Annotated in this window: 15 protein-coding genes; 8 read left to right on the top strand and 7 right to left on the bottom strand. The window is 61.6% G+C overall.

Annotated elements, in window-relative coordinates; all coding sequences use genetic code 11:
* Nucleotide 1 precedes the first annotated feature (1 nt).
* Nucleotides 2–1,576, bottom strand: a complete 1,575-nt coding sequence (locus A3722_RS11265) for an ABC transporter substrate-binding protein (RefSeq protein ID WP_067630939.1) — start codon at nucleotides 1,574–1,576, stop codon at nucleotides 2–4.
* Nucleotides 1,577–1,677: 101 nt separating this feature from the next.
* A complete protein-coding gene (locus tag A3722_RS11260) occupies nucleotides 1,678–2,337 on the bottom strand; it encodes a GntR family transcriptional regulator (RefSeq protein ID WP_236627393.1) in 660 nt (219 codons plus the stop codon).
* A 123-nt stretch (nucleotides 2,338–2,460) separates the two neighbouring features.
* Here A3722_RS11260 and A3722_RS11255 point away from each other — a divergent pair, with 123 nt between their 5' ends.
* Genes A3722_RS11255 through A3722_RS11235 form a run of 5 tightly spaced genes read left to right on the top strand, consistent with a single transcriptional unit; the run spans nucleotide 2,461 to nucleotide 8,801 of the window.
* Nucleotides 2,461–3,489, top strand: coding sequence for a histone deacetylase family protein (locus A3722_RS11255; protein ID WP_067630945.1), 1,029 nt, complete (start codon nucleotides 2,461–2,463; stop codon nucleotides 3,487–3,489).
* Nucleotides 3,486–5,048 carry an acetolactate synthase large subunit gene (locus tag A3722_RS11250; RefSeq protein ID WP_067630948.1) on the top strand — a complete coding sequence of 521 codons (1,563 nt, stop codon included), beginning with the start codon at nucleotides 3,486–3,488 and terminating at the stop codon, nucleotides 5,046–5,048. Before A3722_RS11255 ends, A3722_RS11250 begins: the two co-directional genes overlap by 4 nt.
* A 19-nt stretch (nucleotides 5,049–5,067) precedes the next feature.
* A complete protein-coding gene (locus A3722_RS11245) occupies nucleotides 5,068–6,357 on the top strand; it encodes an ArgE/DapE family deacylase (protein ID WP_067630952.1) in 1,290 nt (429 codons plus the stop codon).
* A complete protein-coding gene (locus tag A3722_RS11240; protein ID WP_067630997.1) occupies nucleotides 6,354–7,466 on the top strand; it encodes a phosphotransferase in 1,113 nt (370 codons plus the stop codon). The genes A3722_RS11245 and A3722_RS11240 overlap by 4 nt, the downstream gene beginning before the upstream one ends.
* A 3-nt stretch (nucleotides 7,467–7,469) precedes the next feature.
* The gene (locus A3722_RS11235) at nucleotides 7,470–8,801 is read left to right on the top strand and encodes an aspartate aminotransferase family protein (protein WP_067630954.1); all 1,332 of its coding nucleotides are present in this window, start codon (nucleotides 7,470–7,472) and stop codon (nucleotides 8,799–8,801) included.
* Between the two features lie 12 nt (nucleotides 8,802–8,813).
* Here A3722_RS11235 and A3722_RS11230 read toward each other — a convergent pair whose 3' ends face one another.
* The 5 genes from A3722_RS11230 to A3722_RS11210 all read right to left on the bottom strand — a co-directional run bounded on the left by A3722_RS11230 (nucleotide 8,814) and on the right by A3722_RS11210 (nucleotide 15,052).
* The gene (locus A3722_RS11230; protein ID WP_067630958.1) at nucleotides 8,814–10,430 is read right to left on the bottom strand and encodes an ABC transporter ATP-binding protein; all 1,617 of its coding nucleotides are present in this window, start codon (nucleotides 10,428–10,430) and stop codon (nucleotides 8,814–8,816) included.
* A gap of 19 nt (nucleotides 10,431–10,449) precedes the next feature.
* Nucleotides 10,450–11,268, bottom strand: a complete 819-nt coding sequence (locus tag A3722_RS11225) for an ABC transporter permease (protein WP_201722017.1) — start codon at nucleotides 11,266–11,268, stop codon at nucleotides 10,450–10,452.
* 2 nt (nucleotides 11,269–11,270) lie between these two features.
* Nucleotides 11,271–12,227 carry an ABC transporter permease gene (locus tag A3722_RS11220; protein WP_067630964.1) on the bottom strand — a complete coding sequence of 319 codons (957 nt, stop codon included), beginning with the start codon at nucleotides 12,225–12,227 and terminating at the stop codon, nucleotides 11,271–11,273.
* A gap of 82 nt (nucleotides 12,228–12,309) precedes the next feature.
* Nucleotides 12,310–13,881 carry an ABC transporter substrate-binding protein gene (locus A3722_RS11215; RefSeq protein WP_067630967.1) on the bottom strand — a complete coding sequence of 524 codons (1,572 nt, stop codon included), beginning with the start codon at nucleotides 13,879–13,881 and terminating at the stop codon, nucleotides 12,310–12,312.
* A gap of 892 nt (nucleotides 13,882–14,773) precedes the next feature.
* Nucleotides 14,774–15,052 (bottom strand): metal-sensitive transcriptional regulator, encoded by a 279-nt coding sequence (locus A3722_RS11210; RefSeq protein ID WP_067630970.1) that lies wholly within the window; start codon nucleotides 15,050–15,052, stop codon nucleotides 14,774–14,776.
* A gap of 199 nt (nucleotides 15,053–15,251) precedes the next feature.
* Here A3722_RS11210 and A3722_RS11205 point away from each other — a divergent pair, with 199 nt between their 5' ends.
* The 3 genes from A3722_RS11205 to A3722_RS11195 all read left to right on the top strand — a co-directional run bounded on the left by A3722_RS11205 (nucleotide 15,252) and on the right by A3722_RS11195 (nucleotide 17,054).
* Nucleotides 15,252–16,154, top strand: coding sequence for a DUF305 domain-containing protein (locus tag A3722_RS11205; RefSeq protein WP_067630972.1), 903 nt, complete (start codon nucleotides 15,252–15,254; stop codon nucleotides 16,152–16,154).
* Between the two features lie 142 nt (nucleotides 16,155–16,296).
* A complete protein-coding gene (locus A3722_RS11200) occupies nucleotides 16,297–16,677 on the top strand; it encodes a hypothetical protein (RefSeq protein ID WP_067630975.1) in 381 nt (126 codons plus the stop codon).
* Nucleotides 16,678–16,760: 83 nt separating this feature from the next.
* On the top strand, nucleotides 16,761–17,054 hold the full coding sequence (locus A3722_RS11195; RefSeq protein ID WP_082849457.1) for a hypothetical protein: 294 nt from the start codon (nucleotides 16,761–16,763) through the stop codon (nucleotides 17,052–17,054).
* Nucleotides 17,055–17,197: the final 143 nt, after the last annotated feature.

Below are 17,197 nucleotides of genomic sequence, written 5' to 3'. Positions count from 1 at the left end.
TTTATTTGTCGATCCACACGTCGCGGAAACCGTCGTTCACGCCAAAGGCGGTGTTGACGGGGTTTTTGACGTCACAGCGGTAGATTGTGGGGAAGCCCAGTTCCAAGAGCCAGATGTTCGGCACGTCCTCGACGATTTTGTCTTGGATTTCCTTATAAGCCGCCTTGCGCTCTTCGGGGCTGGCCATCAGTGCCGCTTCGGCGAACAGCTTGTCCGTCTCGGCGTTTTGATAGTTCGCCACGTTGTTCCAAGGCGAACCGGGGGCAGCATTGTCGCCCATATAGGTCCGCGAAACGCCAAGTGCGGGATCACCGTATTGGTAGAGGTAGGTAAAGGCGAGATCATAGTCACGGTCCGCGACTTTCTGGTTCCAGCCCGCCACGTCCGAGGGCACGATCTCGGTCGTCATGCCGATCTCGCTCAGGTTTTGTTTGACCGCCTCGGCCCAGCGCTGCCACGTCTCACCGTAAGGCAGACCCAAGATGCGGATGGTTTCACCGTCATAGCTGCTTTCTTCCAGCAGGGCTTTGGCCTTTTCCGGATCATAGGAGATATCCGGCGTATCGCCGTCATAGAAACGGGTGGAGGACGACAGCGGCCCGGTCGAAACCTTGCCCAGACCATTCCAAAGCGCGTCCTTGGCGAATTGACGGTCGACGCCATGCATGATCGCCTTGCGCACTTTCACATCATCAAGCGGCTTGTTGTCGTTGTTCACCCACATCCAAGACAGCGGGCCGAAGTATTCCCAGCCCTTGTCGGTGATGCAGGTGTTGTCCATCGCCTGAATACGCGCCACGTCGAAGTTTTCGACCGACCCGCCGGGCAGCACATCGACCTTGCCGGTCTCATAGGCCACCGCGCGCGAGGCCGCATCGGGGATCACGTGGTAATAGACTTCGTCGACGTAGGGCTTGCCCTCCATGTAGTAGTCTTCGTTCTTGACCAGATGGATAAAGCTGCCCTTTTCCCATTTGTCGAACTTGAAGGGGCCGGTGCCGATGGGCGTGTTGTTCGCCTCATTGTTGGCGAAATCCGTCCCTTCGTAGATATGCTTGGGGATCATCGGCGCGGTGCCGGGCTCGAAGATGCCGATGAAGGGGCCGAAGGGCTGCTTGAGGTTAAAGACAACCGTATATTCATCCGGCGTCTCGATGCTTTCGACATGCTCCATATAGGTGCGCATCCGCGAGTGGCTCTCGCGCAGGAACTTATCCATGGAGAATTCGACATCTGCCGAGGTGAAGGGCTCTCCGTCATGGAACACCACACCTTCGCGCAGCTTGAAGGTATAGGTCTTGCCGTCCTCTGAAATCTCCCAAGATTCAGCCAATTGGCCTTCGGGTTTCAGATCGAAATCATAGCGCAGCAGGCTTTCATAGATATCGCCGCCGACCATCTGTGTCGGGCCGTTCTGCACAAGGCCGATCATCAGGCTGGGCGGTTCGGGCTGGATCACGACGTTCAGCGTGCCGCCGGATTTCGGCTCGCCATCCTGCGCGGCCAGTGGTCCAGCCAGTGCCAGCGCCAGAACGGCTGCGGTTAATTTGGTAGTGTTAAGCATTTCAATCCCCATTGGTTGTGTTGAATCTTGGCCCTTTGAAAGCGTCCGATCTGACGTCGGCTTCTTGCAGTCGGTTGGGACAAGGCCGCGCGGTGCGCAGGACTTGGAAAAACTCATTCACCTATGGTGAACGATTCGATGTATCTGATGATCCCCTCCTTTGCGTCATCTATGTCTGCGCGCATCTCCGCGGCAGCCGCCGCAGGATCGCGATTTTCGCAGGCGGCAATGATCGCCTGATGATGTCGAACCAGCCCCAGCTTCTCGCGCCCGTAGTATCCGGCAATCAGTGGCCCCATACGCAGCCACAGCCCGCTGAGAATGGCCAGAAGGATCGGCATCTCCGCCGCCTCCACCAATGCGAAGTGGAACTCTTGATTGTACTTCACCGCCTGCGGCCAGCGCCCGGCCACGGCTGCGGCTTCATTCCTCTCCACGATCTTTTTCAGGCGGCGGACCTCCTTGGGGCCCACCATCTCGGCGGCGCGGCCTGCGGCAAAACCCTCCAACTCGCGCCGGATGCTTGCGATCTCAAGATACTGCGTCTCTGTCAGCACCGGCACGCGCACATCGCGCATGCTGCGCTGGATCAAAGCCTCATCCCGCAAAAGCCGCTGCACTGCGTCGCGTACCGGGGTCGAACTGGTGCCCAACCGCTCAGCCAACCCGCGAATGGTGACCTTTTCATTCGGGCGCAGCTTGCCTTCTACCAAGTCCTGACAGACCCGATCATAGATCGCATCGCCCAATGAAACTTGACTGATCTCGGCCATCGCGCCCTCGTCCTTACCGACCGAACCATGGCCAGTTTTGATGCATGATGCATCATTTCTATTGAGCCTGCAAATTAAAACTGCAATGCTCTGCCGCAGCGACATCAGACCACAGGGAATGTGATGAAAGTCTTTTTCGACGAACGCCAGCTTGGCCATGCACCGACCCACTACTTTCGGCGCGGCGCGGCCATGCCGCATCAAGAACAGCCACAACGTGCTGAAATTCTACGCGATATGTTAATCGGCGAAGGGTTTGAGATCACCAAACCCCAAGACCACGGGCTTGCCCCGATCAAGGCCGTGCACAACCCTGACTATGTCGACTTCCTGCCCGACGCCCATGCCCGTTTCGTCGAAAGCGCGGGCCCTGATGCGCTGGCCATCCCAACCATGCACCCCGGCGTGCGGCGCGGGAAAGAGCCCAAGGACATTCACGGTCAATTGGGCTGGTGGATGACCGACACCTCGACCCCGCTGACCGAAGGGTCATGGGACGCGGCCTATTGGTCGGCCCAAACCGCCATCGAGACGGCCCAGACGGTGGCGGCCGGTGCCCGCGCCGCCTATGCGCTTTGCCGTCCGCCCGGCCACCACGCGATGCGCGATTGCTCAAATGGGTTTTGCTTTTTCAACAACGCTTGCATCGCGGCGGAGCATCTGACCCAGACCTACAAGAAAGTCGCGCTGATCGACATCGACGTGCACACCGGCAATGGCTCTCTCGACATCCTCTATGAACGCGGCGACATCTTCTTTTGCTCGCTCCACCCCGATCCGGCCACCTACCCCACCTTTTATCTCGGCCACGCCTATGAAACGGGCGAAGGCGACGGGGCGGGCAAATCGCTGAACCTGCTGCTGGAACAGGGCGCAAGCCAAGATGACGTGCTGGCCTTGCTCGACAAAGGCATCGCCGCGATCCGCGAATTCGGAGCCGAGGCGCTCGTGGTCTCCCTGGGCTTTGACATGGCCGCCGATGATCCGCTGGCCGCCGTAAATGTCTACCCCGACGGCTTTGCCGAAATGGCGCGGCGCTTGGCGGCACTCAACCTTCCCACGGCATTGATTCAAGAGGGCGGCTACCTTGGCCCCTCCCTTACCGATAACGCAAAATCATTTCTTACGACATTCCGCGAGGCCACAGCATGAGCAAGACACCCAAAGAGATGAACGGCGCTGAAAGCGTTGTCCGCAGCCTGCATGCGGGCGGGGTGGAGGTCTGCTTCGCCAACCCCGGTACCTCCGAGATGCAATTCGTCGACGCGCTGGACCGCACCAAACTGATGCGCTGCGTCTTGGGCCTGTTCGAAGGCGTGGTGACGGGCGCCGCCGATGGCTATGCGCGCATGGCTGGGAAACCGGCAGTGACCCTGCTGCACCTCGCGCCCGGCTTTGCCAACGCTGCCGCCAACCTGCACAACGCCCGCAAGGCACGGGTGCCAATGGTGAACCTTGTGGGCGATCACGCGCTGCGGCACCAGAAATACGATGCCCCCCTCTCGGCAGATGTCGAAGGCGCATGCGCGCCGTTTAGCGATTGGGTGCGTTCGGGCCGTGATGCGGGTAGTTTTGCCGCTGATGCGATGACAGCGCTGGCCGTGGCGCAGAGCAAGCCCGGCAAGGTCGCCACGCTGATCGCCCCTGCGGATATCGGCTGGGATGCGGGCGGCAAGATGGCCGAGGCCGTGGCCCCCGCTGCCCCTGCCCCGCTGGATGAACGCGCGCTAGATGCCGCGATCAACGCTTTGGAGAGCGGTGAGAAAACCGTGCTGCTGGTCGGCAGCGCGTTGCTGGAAAGCCAAGAAGCGATGGCCCTACTGCACGGCATCGCAGAAAAGACCGGGGCCGACATCCTCGCGCCCACCTCGAACCGCCGGATGGAGCGTGGGCAGGGCCGTTTTGCGATCAACAAAGTCCCCTACCCGATCAACGCCGCCCTCGAATGCCTTGCCCCTTACAGCCGCGCGATCCTGATTGAGACGCCACCTCCCGTGGCCTTCTTTGCCTATCCCGGCAAACCGAGCCTGCTGCTGCCGGTCGATTGTCATACCGTCACATTGGCCGCCGTCGATGCGGACGGCTCCACGGCTTTGGCCGCACTCGCAGACCGCATCGGCGCGAAACCCGCCACCCCGCGCGACCACGAACGACCCGCCGCACCGCAGGCAGGCGGCATCACCCTGCAAAACCTCGGCGCGGCCTTGGCGAACGCATTGCCCGAAGATGCGATTGTGGTGGATGAAGCCGTCTCCTCCGGCGGAGCCACCTTCCCCGCGGGCGACAGTGCGGCGCCGAACACGTGGCTGGCCCTGACCGGCGGGTCCATCGGCATCGGTATCCCGCTTTCTGCCGGAGCGGCCATCGCCTGCCCCGACCGTCCGGTCATCACGCTGCAGGCAGATGGGTCGGCGATGTACACGATCCAAGGGCTTTGGACCCAAGCACGCGAGAACTCCAACGTCACCACGATCATCCTCGCCAATCAGTCCTATGAGATCCTCAAGGGCGAGTTGCACAACGTCGGTGCCCAGCCCGGCCCCGATGCGCTGAGCATGTTGAACCTCGACCGCCCGCAATTGGATTTCGTCGCGATGGCCAAGGGCATGGGCGTGCCGGGCAAACGGGTCGAAGACATCGCCGACTTGATGCGCACCATCGAAGAGGCCGCAAAAGAGCCCGGCCCCTTCCTCATCGAAGCGATGCTTTAACCCCTCGAAAGGACACGACATGACCCTCGATCCTGATCTGAAATCCCGCATCCTTCAGGCTGTCGAAGATGGCTTCGCTGAGCAAGTGAGCTTTACCCAACAACTCGTGCAGACCCCTTCCCTGCGCGGCCATGAACATGCGATCCAAGACCTGCTGTTTCGCAACCTGCAAAGCCGTGGCTACGCGATGGACCGTTTCAAGATGGACCGCGCCGCGATTGAGGCGCACCCCGGCGGCTCGAGATACTCGGACGATCACTCCGACGCGCCCATCGTCGTGGGCATTCACCGCCCGCGCGATGAGCGGGGCCGCTCGCTGATCCTGCAATCGCATCTCGATGTGGTGCCCGAAGGGCTGCACGACATGTGGGATGATCCGCCCTACTCGGCCAAGATCGACGGCGACTGGATGTATGGCCGGGGCGCAGGCGATATGAAGGCGGGTGCTGCGGCGAATATCTTTGCCCTAGACGCGCTGCGCCGCATTGGGCTGCAACCAGCGGCGACCGTCTATGTGCAATCCGTGGTGGAGGAGGAATCCACCGGCAACGGCGCGTTGCAGACCTTCCTGCAAGGCTACACCGCCGATGCGGTTTTCATCCCCGAGCCGGAAGAAGAGATGCTGGTGCGCGCCAATACCGGCGTCATCTGGTTTCAGGTGCAGGTGCGCGGCGTGCCGGTCCACGTGCGCGAGATGGGCGAAGGGGCCAATGCGATTGACGCGGCCACCCGCGTGATGACCGCCCTGCGCGAGATGGAGGAAGACTGGAACGCCGAGAAAGGCGACCACCCGCATTTTGAAGACGAGGCCCATCCGATCAACCTCAACATCGGCAAAATCGAAGGCGGCGATTGGGCGTCATCGGTGCCGTCATGGTGCAACATTGACTGCCGCGTTTCCATCTATCCGGGCCGCAGTGCCGAGGGTGCCGCGCGCGAGATTACCGAGCGGGTCAAAGCCTTTGCCCAGACCGACAGCTTCCTGTCCAACAACCCGCCCAAGGTGGTCTTTAACGGTTTCCACGCCGAAGGCTATGTGCTGGAGCCCGGCAGCGATGCCGAAGCGGTGCTGGAACGCGCCCACGAATACGCCATCGGCGCGCCGCTGCAGTCCTTTATGACAGCAGGCTATCTCGATACGCGGGTCTATGCGCTGTATAACAAGATCCCGGCGCTCTGTTACGGGCCGAAGTCTCGCAACATCCACGGGATCAACGAATCCGTCAGCCTGAGTTCGGTCAAAAAGATCACTCAAGCCATGGCGCTGTTTATCGCCGAATGGTGCGGGACCGAGGGCATCACCCCATGACCGAGGTCGGGATCACGCCTCAGGGCGGCTTGCCCCCCTTTCTCAGCGGTGTGCTGGCCGAAGAGAGCGGCAACAAGACCGATCTTCTAGCGCAAGATCCGCCCGCCTTTGACGCGGCACGCGCGGCAGAGGTTGCCTTGCAGCGCTATGGTATCTCGGGTGAGATCGAACCGCTTGCCGCTGAGAAAGACGCGAACTTCCTGATTACCCTCACTACGGGCGAAAAGGCGCTACTAAAGATCACCAACGCCGCCGAAGACCGCGCGGTGACCGACATGCAGACTGCCGCGCTCATGCATCTGGCCACCGCTGATCCCGAACTGCCCGTGCAACGCATCTGCGCCAGCCTCAATGGCAAGGCGGCCGAGGTTGCCACAGCGGCTGACGGTCAGCCCCATGTCGTCCGCCTGATGTCTTTCCTCGGCGGCACCGTCCTCAGCAATGCCACGCCGCGCCCCGGCCTGCACCGCGCCTTGGGCGATTTTCACGCGCGGGTCGCCCTTGGGCTGCGCGGTTTTTTCCATCCGGCGGGGGGGCATTTTCTGCAGTGGGACATCAAACAGGCAGGCCATCTGCGCCCGCTGCTGGCGGATGTGCAAGACGCCGAGCTGTGCGCCCAACTGGGGCGCACCCTCGATCACTTTGATGCAGAAGTCGCGCCCCAGCTTCCACATCTGCGGGCACAGGTCGTTCATAACGACTTCAATCCGCACAATATTCTGGTCGACGCGCCAGAGGCCCAGCACCCCGTCGGACTGATCGACTTCGGCGATATGGTGCATACGCCGCTGGCCTGCGATCTGGCGGTGGCCTGCTCCTATCAACTCGGCCAAGGCGCGGACCCGCTGCAAGATGTTTGCGAGATGGTCACGGGCTTTGCCAAACGCCTGCCGCTGGAGGCTGAGGAAATCGCGCTTTTGCCCAGTCTGATCCGGCTGCGCCATGCCACCACCTTGGCGATCGGCGCTTCCCGCGCCCGGCGCTATCCCGACAACGCCCCCTATATCCTGCGCAACGCCGCCGCCTCGCAACGCGGGTTGGCCGCACTCGACCATGTGGGCGACGCCGCCGCGATCAAAGCCCTGCACCGTGCTGCGGGAACGGAGTGACCGATGACCATGATCAACGCCTATGACAGCGCCCAAGCCGACGCCCTCAGCCCGGACGACCGCGCCCTGATCGACCGCCGCGCCAAGGCGCTCGGCCCCGCCTACCGGCTGTTCTACGACCAGCCGCTGCATATCACGCGCAGTGAGGGTGTCTGGCTCTGGGATAAGGACGGACGCAAATACCTCGACGCCTATAACAACGTCGCCTCGGTCGGCCATTGCCACCCCCGCGTGGTCGAGGCGATCACCCAGCAGTTGGGCGTGCTGAACACCCACACCCGCTATCTGCATGAAAACGTGGTGACTTACGCGGAACGGCTGCTGGCCACCATGCCCGGCGCACTCGGTCATGTCATGTTCACCTGCACCGGGTCCGAGGCGAATGACATCGCCCTGCGCATCGCCCGTAGCTATACCCGGCGCGAGGGCGTCATCGTCACCCGCCTTGCCTATCACGGGCTGACCGAAGCGGTGGCGGAACTGTCCCCATCCTTGGGCGATTTCATCCCGCGCAGCCCGCGCATCCGGCTGATCGACGCGCCCGACACGCTGCGCATTCCAGCCGCGGAGCAGGGCGCGAAACTCGCCGCCGATCTGGCCCAAGCGATTGCCGAGATGCGCGCCGATGGGATCGAGCCTGCGGCTTTCATCGTCGATACGATCTTTTCCAGCGACGGGCTGCACCCCGATCTGGCAGGGTTCCTGCAACCGGCGGTCGATCTGATCCGCGCCGAGGGGGGGCTCTTCATCGCTGACGAAGTGCAGCCCGGCTTTGCCCGCACCGGCGACGCCTTCTGGGGGTTCCAGCGCCACGGGCTGGTGCCTGACATGGTCACGATGGGCAAGCCGATGGGCAATGGCTTCCCCCTTTCCGGCACCGCGATGCGGCCAGAGTTGGTGCAAGAATTCGGAGAAAAAGCGCGGTATTTCAACACCTTTGGTGGCAACCCGGTGGCCGCGGCTGCGGGTATGGCGGTGCTTGACGTGATCGCGGATGAAGGGTTGCAGAACAATGCTGCCACGGTCGGCGGGGCCCTCAAGAACGGCTTGCAAGACATCGCGGCGCGTTACCCCGAGATCGGCCATGTGCGCGGCGCGGGGCTGTTTCTGGCCGTTGAATGCGTCACTTCGCGCGCAACCAATGCCCCCGACGCCGCCCGCGCCAAATTCGTGGTGAACCACATGCGCCAGAATGGCGTCTTGATCAGCGCCACCGGGCCGGGGGCCAATGTGCTGAAGATCCGCCCGCCCCTTGTGTTGCAGCAGCCCGAAGCCGCTCTGTTTCTCGACGTGGCAGAGGCCGCCTTTGCCGCGGCGCGCGCCGCGGGTATATAAACCGCCAGCGCCCTACTCCGCCTCGCGCAAGGACCGCTCCCGCGCGCGGGCCTCGGTCAGCCATTCCGGATCCATCTGCGGCACCGAGGTCAGCAACCGTTTGGTATAGGCCTGCTTTGGCGCGCCGAAGATCTCATCGCGCCCGCCCTGTTCGACGATCTGGCCGTTCTTCAGTACGATCACCTTATGGGCAATCGCCTCAACCGTGGCCAAGTCATGGGTGATGAACATGAAGGTCAGGTCCAGCTCGGTCTGCAAACGCACCAGCAGCCGCAAGATCCCCTCGGCCACCAGTTGATCGAGCGCACTGGTCACCTCGTCGCAGATGATGAACTCCGGCTCGGCGGCCAGCGCGCGGGCGATGCCAACGCGCTGCTTCTGACCGCCGGAAAGCTCGCTGGGTTTGCGGTCAAGGAAGGCGCGGTCAAGATCGACCAAATCCATCAGTTCCTCCACCCGCGCCCGAAGCACCCGGCCCTTGCGGCCCGTGAACTTGCGCACCGGGCGGGACAAAATCTCGCGGATATTGTGGCGCGGGTTCAACGAGGTATCCGCCGATTGATAGATCATCTGGATATTGCGCAGCGTCTCGGCCCCGCGTTTGGCCAATCGCGGTTCCAGCGGCGCGTCGTTCCAGAAAAACTGCCCCGAGGCGGGGGGCAGCAGCCCCGCGATCACCCGCGCGAGAGTGGATTTCCCCGACCCGCTTTCCCCCACCACCGCCGTGGTCTGGCCGCGCGGAAAGGTGAAGTTGAGATTATCCAGCACGGTCATCGGCCCATAGGCCGCCGAAACCCCCTCGCAGCGGATCAGCGCCGGAGCCTCCCCCGCCTCAGCGTCGGGGCGGCGAAACGACCGCACGGCCCAGAGCGAGCGGGTGTATTCCTCCTGCGGAGCGTCCAGCATGGTCTTGGTCGGTGCGGTCTCGATCGCCTCACCATCCTTCATCACGCAGATGCGGTCGGCCATCTGGCTGACCACCGCCAAATCATGCGTGATGTAGATCGCCGCCGTGTCATATTGCTCTACAATGTCGCGAATGGCGCCTAGCACTTCGATCTGGGTGGTGACGTCTAAGGCGGTCGTTGGCTCGTCAAAGATGATCAGGTCGGGGCGACAGGCCATGGCCATGGCCGTCATCGCCCGCTGCAACTGGCCGCCCGACACTTGGTGCGGATAGCGAAAGCCGATCTCTTCGGGGTTGGGCAGTTGCATCTGGCGGTAGAGGGCCACGGCGTCCTGCTTTGCCGCCGCGCGGCCCGAGACACCGTGCAGGCGCGGCGCTTCGGTATATTGGTCGATCAGCGTCTTGGCGGGGTTAAAGCTTGCCGCGGCGGACTGGGCGACATAGGCGATCCGCTTGCCGTGCAGACGGCGCAAGTGCCCGCCCGCCATGCCGATCAATTCGGTCCCGTCGAATTCGACGCTGCCCCCGGCGAAACGGACCCCGTCGCGGACATAGCCCATCGCCGCCAACCCGGCCGAGCTTTTGCCCGCCCCGCTTTCACCGACAAGGCCCAGCACCTCCCCTCGGTCGAGTTCCAGATCAAGCCCTTTGATAATCACACTGGGCCGCGCGCGGCTGCCTGCCTCAAGCCGGAGACCGCGAATGTTCAGAAGATTTCCCATATGCTTGGCCCCTGCTCGGTTAACTTTTCAGACCGCTGGCGCGGTGCAGCATCCAATCGACGATCAGGTTGATCGCAACGGTCAGCAAGGCGATGGCCGCCGCCGGGATCAGCGGGGTGATATCCCCAAAGCTGATCAAGGTGGCGTTTTCCTTTACCATCGATCCCCAGTCCGCCGTTGGTGGCTGAATCCCGATGCCGAGAAAGGACAGCGCCGCGATAAAGAGGAACACGAAACAAAAGCGCACCCCAAACTCGGCGATCAAGGTCGACCAGATGTTGGGCAAAATTTCGCGGCGCAGCAGCCATGGTGTGCGCTCTCCGCGCAGCCTTGCGGCTTCGACGAAATCAAGGCCGACCACATTCATCGCCGCAGCCCGCGACAGCCGGTAGACTGGCGCCACATAGATCACCGCGATCACCCCGACCATATTGGGGATCGACGGGCCGACGATGGCCAAGAGCATCAGCGCCAAGATCAACGGCGGCACGGCCATCAGCACATCGACCAAGCGCGACAGGACTTCGTCCAGCCAGCCGCCTTTGAGCGCGGCCAGCATCCCCAGCGTTGACCCGACCGAAAAGGAAATAGCCGTCGTCAGCAGCGCCAGCCCGACCGTATTGCGCGCCCCAAAGATCATGCGCGACAGCATATCGCGGCCCAGATTGTCGGTGCCCAGCGGATGCGCCGCACTCCATGGCAAATAGGCATCGCCCACCACCTGCGTCTCGCCATAGGGCGCGACGATAGGCGCGAATACCCCCGTAAAGGCGACGATTGCCAGCACCACCATCCCAAAGATCGCCGAGGGGGGCGCGGATTTCAGCAAAGATTTCATCGTTATCTCCCGTGCCGCAGACGCGGGTTCGACATAATCGAGATGATGTCGGCCAAGACGTTGAGCGTGATATAAACAGCGGCAAAGAATAGCCCCACCGCCTGCACCACCGGGAAATCCCGGCTTGAGACCGCATCCACCAACAACTGCCCAAGACCGGGGTAGGAAAAGACGACCTCTACCACCACCACGCCGACCACCAGATAGGCAAGGTTCAGTGCCACGACGTTGACGATCGGCGCCAATGCATTGGGCAGCGCGTGCTGCACGATGATGCGCCAGCGCGGCACACCCTTAAGGCGGGCCATCTCGATATACGGCGAGGCGAGCACGTTGATGATGGCCGCCCGCGTCATCCGCATCATATGGGCGACGACTACCAGAATAAGCGTCAGCGCGGGCAGAAAGCTGCGGTAAAGCGCGTCCCACAGCCCCGTGGCGCTGTCGATCCGCGCCAGCGTCGGAAAGACGCCGGCCTTGATCGACAGAAACAGGATCAGCACGTAGCCCACGAAAAACTCCGGCATGGAGATCGCCGAAAGCGCGGTCAGGTTGACGCCCCGGTCAAACAGCGTGTTGCGCCACAGGGCGGCCAGAAGCCCAAGGATCACCGCCAGCGGGGCGGCGATGACAGCGGCATAGGTGGCCAGAAACATGGTATTGGCAAGCCGCGGGCCCAAAAGCTCGGACACCTCGCGCCCTGAGGCCAAAGAGGTGCCAAAATCGCCGCGCAGCACACCACCAAGCCAATCGAGATAGCGAAGATGCGCAGGCTGATCGAGGCCGAGTTCGGCGCGAAAGGCGGCGAGGGTCGACTCGGTCGCCGATTGGCCAAGAATCTGCTGCGCCAAATCACCGGGTAAGAGTTCAATGCCAACGAACATCAGGGCGGATACGACAAAGAGGGTCAGAATGCCGAGGGACACTCGGCCGATAACAAGCTTCTGAAGCCGGGACATTTTAAGGTTTTCTCCGGCCCGGTTCGGGCCATTGGTGCGGGAAACGGACGGCCCCTTGGGGCCGCCCGGATGAGGCTGTGGCTTAGGACATCCACCAGCGTTCGATGAAGCGCTGGCTGTCGAGATCCCACATCTCGGACACTTCCTCAGGCATCTGAACGCTTTCGCTCATGGCCGAGACATATTGACCAAAGGCCGGGATCAGCGCGCCGCCCTGCTCTTTCACGATCTTTTGCATCTCGCCGTACATCTCGGCGCGGCGGGTCTGGTCCAGCTCAGGCCGCGCTTGCAACAGCAACTCATTAAAGCGCTCGTTGTCCCATTTGGTCTCGTTCCACTCCGCATCGGCGGCATAGCCGGTCGAGAACATCAGGTCAGGCGTTGGACGGCCACCCCAATAGGAGCAGCAGAAGGGCTTTTGCAGCCAGACATTCGACCAATAGCCATCATCCGGCTCACGCTTCACCTCGATATTCAGCCCCGCAGGCCGCGCGCTTTCAGCGAATAGAACCGAAGCATCCACCGCCCCGTTAAAGGCCGCATCCGAGGTGGACAGCGTTACATCAAGGCTTTCCAGCCCCGCCTGTTTCAGGTGGTACTTCGCCCGCTCCGGATCATAGGTGATCTGCTCAAGGTCGTCGTTGTAATAGGGCATCGAGCGCGAGATCGGTTGGTCGTTGCCCACGGTGCCATAGCCGCGCAGAACCTTTTCGATCATGTCTTCGCGGTTGATGCCGTATTTCAACGCCATCCGCACGTTCATGTCATCGAAGGGCGCCGTGTTGGTCTGCATCGGCATGATGTAATGCAACGTGCCGTCTTGGGTGTGGATCTTCACGTTGGGCGCGCGGCCCAGAAGGTTGATGGTCTTGAGGTCGGGCCGGTCGATCAAGTCAACCTCACCGGTCATCAGCGCGTTCATCCGGGCCGCCGGGTCGCCGACTTTCAGGATCACAACCTTGTCGAAATGCGCGCGGCCGTCTTTCCAGTAGTCATCGCGGCGCGTCAGTTCGACCCGTACGCCCGGCTCGAAAACGTCGATCACATAGCCGCCTGTGCCGATGCGGCTGTTGGGGTCGATCGTGCCATCGCCGGTATCTTGGCGAATGCCGAGGTGGTAGTCATTGAAGATAAACGGGAAATCCGCGTTCCCTGCGGCCAGTTCAAAGATCACGACCTTGTCGCCATCGGCGCGGATGTCGGTGATCTGCTCTAGCAGCGGTTTGATACCAGATTTGGACTCTGGCCCCATGTGGTGACGGATCGAGGCGATCACATCATTCGCTGTCGCCGTTTTGCCGTCCGAGAATTGCGCGTTGTCGCGCAGGCGGAAGGTCCATGTGGCCGCGTCGCTGCTGGCCTCAAAGCTCTCAGCCAAGTCGGGCTGCGCGGTGCCGTCGGGGGCAATTTCCGTCAGAGTGTTGAAGACCGCATAGCCGCTGGCGAACATGAAGTCGTTGTTGAAGGTTGCAGGATCAAGGCTGTCGGAGGTCGACCCTTGGGTAAAGCCAACCCGCAGAGTGCCACCCTTTTTGGGCTGGGCCTGTGCCCGTGCGCCCTGTGGCAGGATCAGCCCTGCCCCCACCGCAGCCGCGCTCCCGGCTAGAAAACTGCGACGGCTCGGTCCGTTTTGACGTTTTGTGAAATTGGTCATTGTATCCCCCTATGTTTGTTTTCTTGGTCAAACGCTCTGACAAAGCGCTTAGCGTAATGGTCGGTTACGCGGCGTTTACCGCCGCCCCTCGCGATGGCATGGGCCAGTCGCCCCGCCTGCTATCGCGGTCGAAACACCGCCATCGCTGAACGACAGCGCGTCTCTGCCTGCAATGCGATCAGCCGCGGCAGTTTGCCCGCCGCAACGATCTTGGTCATAGGCATAGCCGGTTCCACCGCCGGGGTATAGATGCCCGGCGCGCGTGTCGCGAAGTTACGCTACGGCTAGAGAGGTTTTTCGGGGAGAACTAAAGTGTTGTGGCCGGACTAGGAATGCGCCGAGCGCATCGACCTTTGCCGCGAGCGCCGCAAGACCGAGGGGCTGATCCCGCCCCGTCCGCGGCACCCTTAGGGTATTTTTCGCCCGACAATAAAAACTGGGCGATACGAGAAAGCAGCGCGGGAATTTCGCACTGCTTTCGCGTTCACTTCTCTTTCTTCACCGCCTTTTGCGGGTTCTTTGGATCGAACTCTTCAGGACGGTGCGCCGCGCCTTCGCGGTCATCCTGCGCATTGTGGCGCTCCCGGTGGGGTGGGCGTTTCTCTTTGGCATGATCTGGCTCGTTTTGGCATGACGTTCTCCTTTCGGGCTGTTTGTGCGGCAGCGATCCGCAGTCGGGAATTCATTAGCGCGGACGCCGACCATCTATTGCGTCCCTAAAAAGCGGGGCGTTCGAAAAATTTACGGCTACAAAGAACTAATGTTCGCCTCGGAGGTATGGTTGCACCACGAAGTTGCGATGAGAGGAAACCTGCGCATTACGCTTGTGACCAAGCCGCCGGTTTCACCTCTTGGGTCCAAGGCCAAAACCGCCCACCTCAAAAACGAGCCCCTAGTCGCGTGCCTTTTCCAGCAAGGCGACCAATTCACGGAACTTCTGGCGCTGCTCTTCGCGGTCGCCCGATAGGATCGCCTCTTCCATACAATGGTTAGCGTGATCCTCGATCACCAATCGCTCGACCGCGCGCAGTGCCGAGCGGACGGCGGCGGTTTGCACCAGCACGTCCACGCAATACCGCCCCTCGTCGACCATCCGTGTGACGCCGCGCAACTGCCCTTCCAGCCGCGCCAGTCGCTTGAGGATCGCTGCCTTGTTCTGCTTTGCTTCCACGTTTGATGCCTCCACCTAACGGAACTAAGACGACCGTGGCCAGTTAACATACCATAGGGGGGTATCTAGGGCCGCCTCATTCGCATTTTGCCGGCGCGTTGCTAGGCCCGCATTGGCTTCGGCGATCATAGCCCCCCTTGTCCTTGATTGCCACGGTGCGCGCCGCAATCGCGCAGAAATTTGAAAGAGGAGACACCCCATGTCCTACTGGCGTTTCGCCGCAATGATCGCGACTTCGACCATCGTGATGTTTGGCCTGATGTACCTGAACACCTACGCATTTGAGCATGTCTTTTTTAGCGAAACGCGGACCTATATGGCGCTGCTGATGGGGGCTGTGATGGCGGTCATCATGCTCAGCTTCATGTTGTCGATGTATTCCAACAAGGCCATGAACATTGCCATCTATATCGGCTCCATCGCGGTCTTCGCCCTGACCCTTTGGCTGGTGCGCAGCCAAGTAACTGTGGGCGATACCAGCTATATGCGCGCCATGATCCCGCACCACTCGATCGCCATTATGACCTCTGAGCGGGCAGAACTTTCGGATCCGCGCGTGCGCAAGATGGCCGATGGCATCATCGCCGCGCAGCGTAAAGAGATCGCCGAGATGCGCAGCTTGATCGCCGACATCGAAGAAAACGGCGACGCGGTTGATCCGGAATTGGGCGAGACCGAAAGCCAGCCCGAAGTTGGTACGGTGGACGAGGCACTATCTTCCGCAGAGGTCGCAAAAGTCGACCCGGCGGGGCTGACCCCTGAGAACGTCGAAAGCCTGCTTGGCAGCGCCGCTACCTGCCAGTTTGGCCGCACCAACGAAGGCGACCCAAGCCTTGTGATGGCGGGCAACGTCGGGGGGATCAAACTCTCGGGCACCTTGATCGAATTGCAATCCGATGAGGCCATTGACCAAGCCGCGCTTGCCGATGGCGCCCGTTTCACCGCCGATGGCGTTGACGTGACCGTCACCCCCCTTGCCGGGGCGGATTGGACCGATACCGAAAGCAACCTGCGCCGCTCAGAAGCCGAGATGAAATTCCATCTCGACCGCGGGCTGACCGTTGGCTACCGCGGATTCTTGGACTGCTCGAACGAGATGTGACCGTCGCCAAGGGGGGCCTGCCAACCGGGTGGGCCTCCCGTCGACTTTCGCGGCTTTGATGCAAAGGTCGAAGATTTAACCGCAATCCTTCCAGCGCTGGACACGTTGACAGGCTCTGCGACTTACGACATTGCTAACCCCTATGCGTGCTCTGGCAAACATAACAGACCTCTGCCGCGCCCTTCTGGGTGTGGTTCTGGCCTGTGGTCTGTTGCTGCTTCCCCCCTCTTCGGTTCATGCCGAAAGCGGAATGCACGAAAGCGAGCAGGCGGCGCATCACGCGGGCCACCAGATGACCGCAGCGTCAGAACTGCAACAGGATGTTGCCGCGCTACCTGATCTGACAGACATACCAGAGAGTTTCGAAGGCGAGCCTTGCTGTGGTGGCATCTGTCTGACGGCGGCGCTGACCGCATCGCAGGACGCCAAGATAACGGCCGTGCGATCCGTTGAATATGCCAGCGTGTCGCATTCTGTCGCCTCTGGCCAGCCCACGGGCCAATTGCGCCCGCCTCAAGCCTGAGTTGATCCCGGCCCCCTGACGGCCTTTGCATCTGCGGCGTCTGGCTGCGGGTAAGATCACCTCTTTCTCAGGCAAAAAAACCAATGAAATTACCACTGATTGCAGGGGCGATGTCCCTGACCCTTGGGGCTTGCGCCTCGACGCTCCCCCCATTTCCAGACGTCACAGCCGCCTATGTGCAGCAGCCCACGCCTCTGCCCGAAGTCGCCGCGATGACCGCCGCCGACAACAGCACGCGCGGCAGTGCCACGACCGCCGAAGAGCAACCCTTTGCAGGCTACCGTCGTCGCGGCGTGGTGGAGCCGCTCGATTGGCGACGATTGAACGCTGAACAGGCACCTATGCAAGGGATGGATATGCAGGGGATGAACCACTGATGCGTTGGAAATTGAAAACCGCCGCAGTCATTACACCACTGATCTTGGGCGCCTGCACGGCAACGGACCTGCCGGTGAGTTTCTCGGCCCGTGATGCTGGCTTTGCCACTGTTGAAGCGCGCACCTCCAAGGCCATCGGCAAG

Origin of the sequence: Sulfitobacter sp. HI0027 (assembly GCF_001634775.1) — a bacterium.
Classification (GTDB): Bacteria; Pseudomonadota; Alphaproteobacteria; order Rhodobacterales; family Rhodobacteraceae; genus Sulfitobacter.
This window is presented reverse-complemented; position numbering and strand designations above follow the sequence as displayed.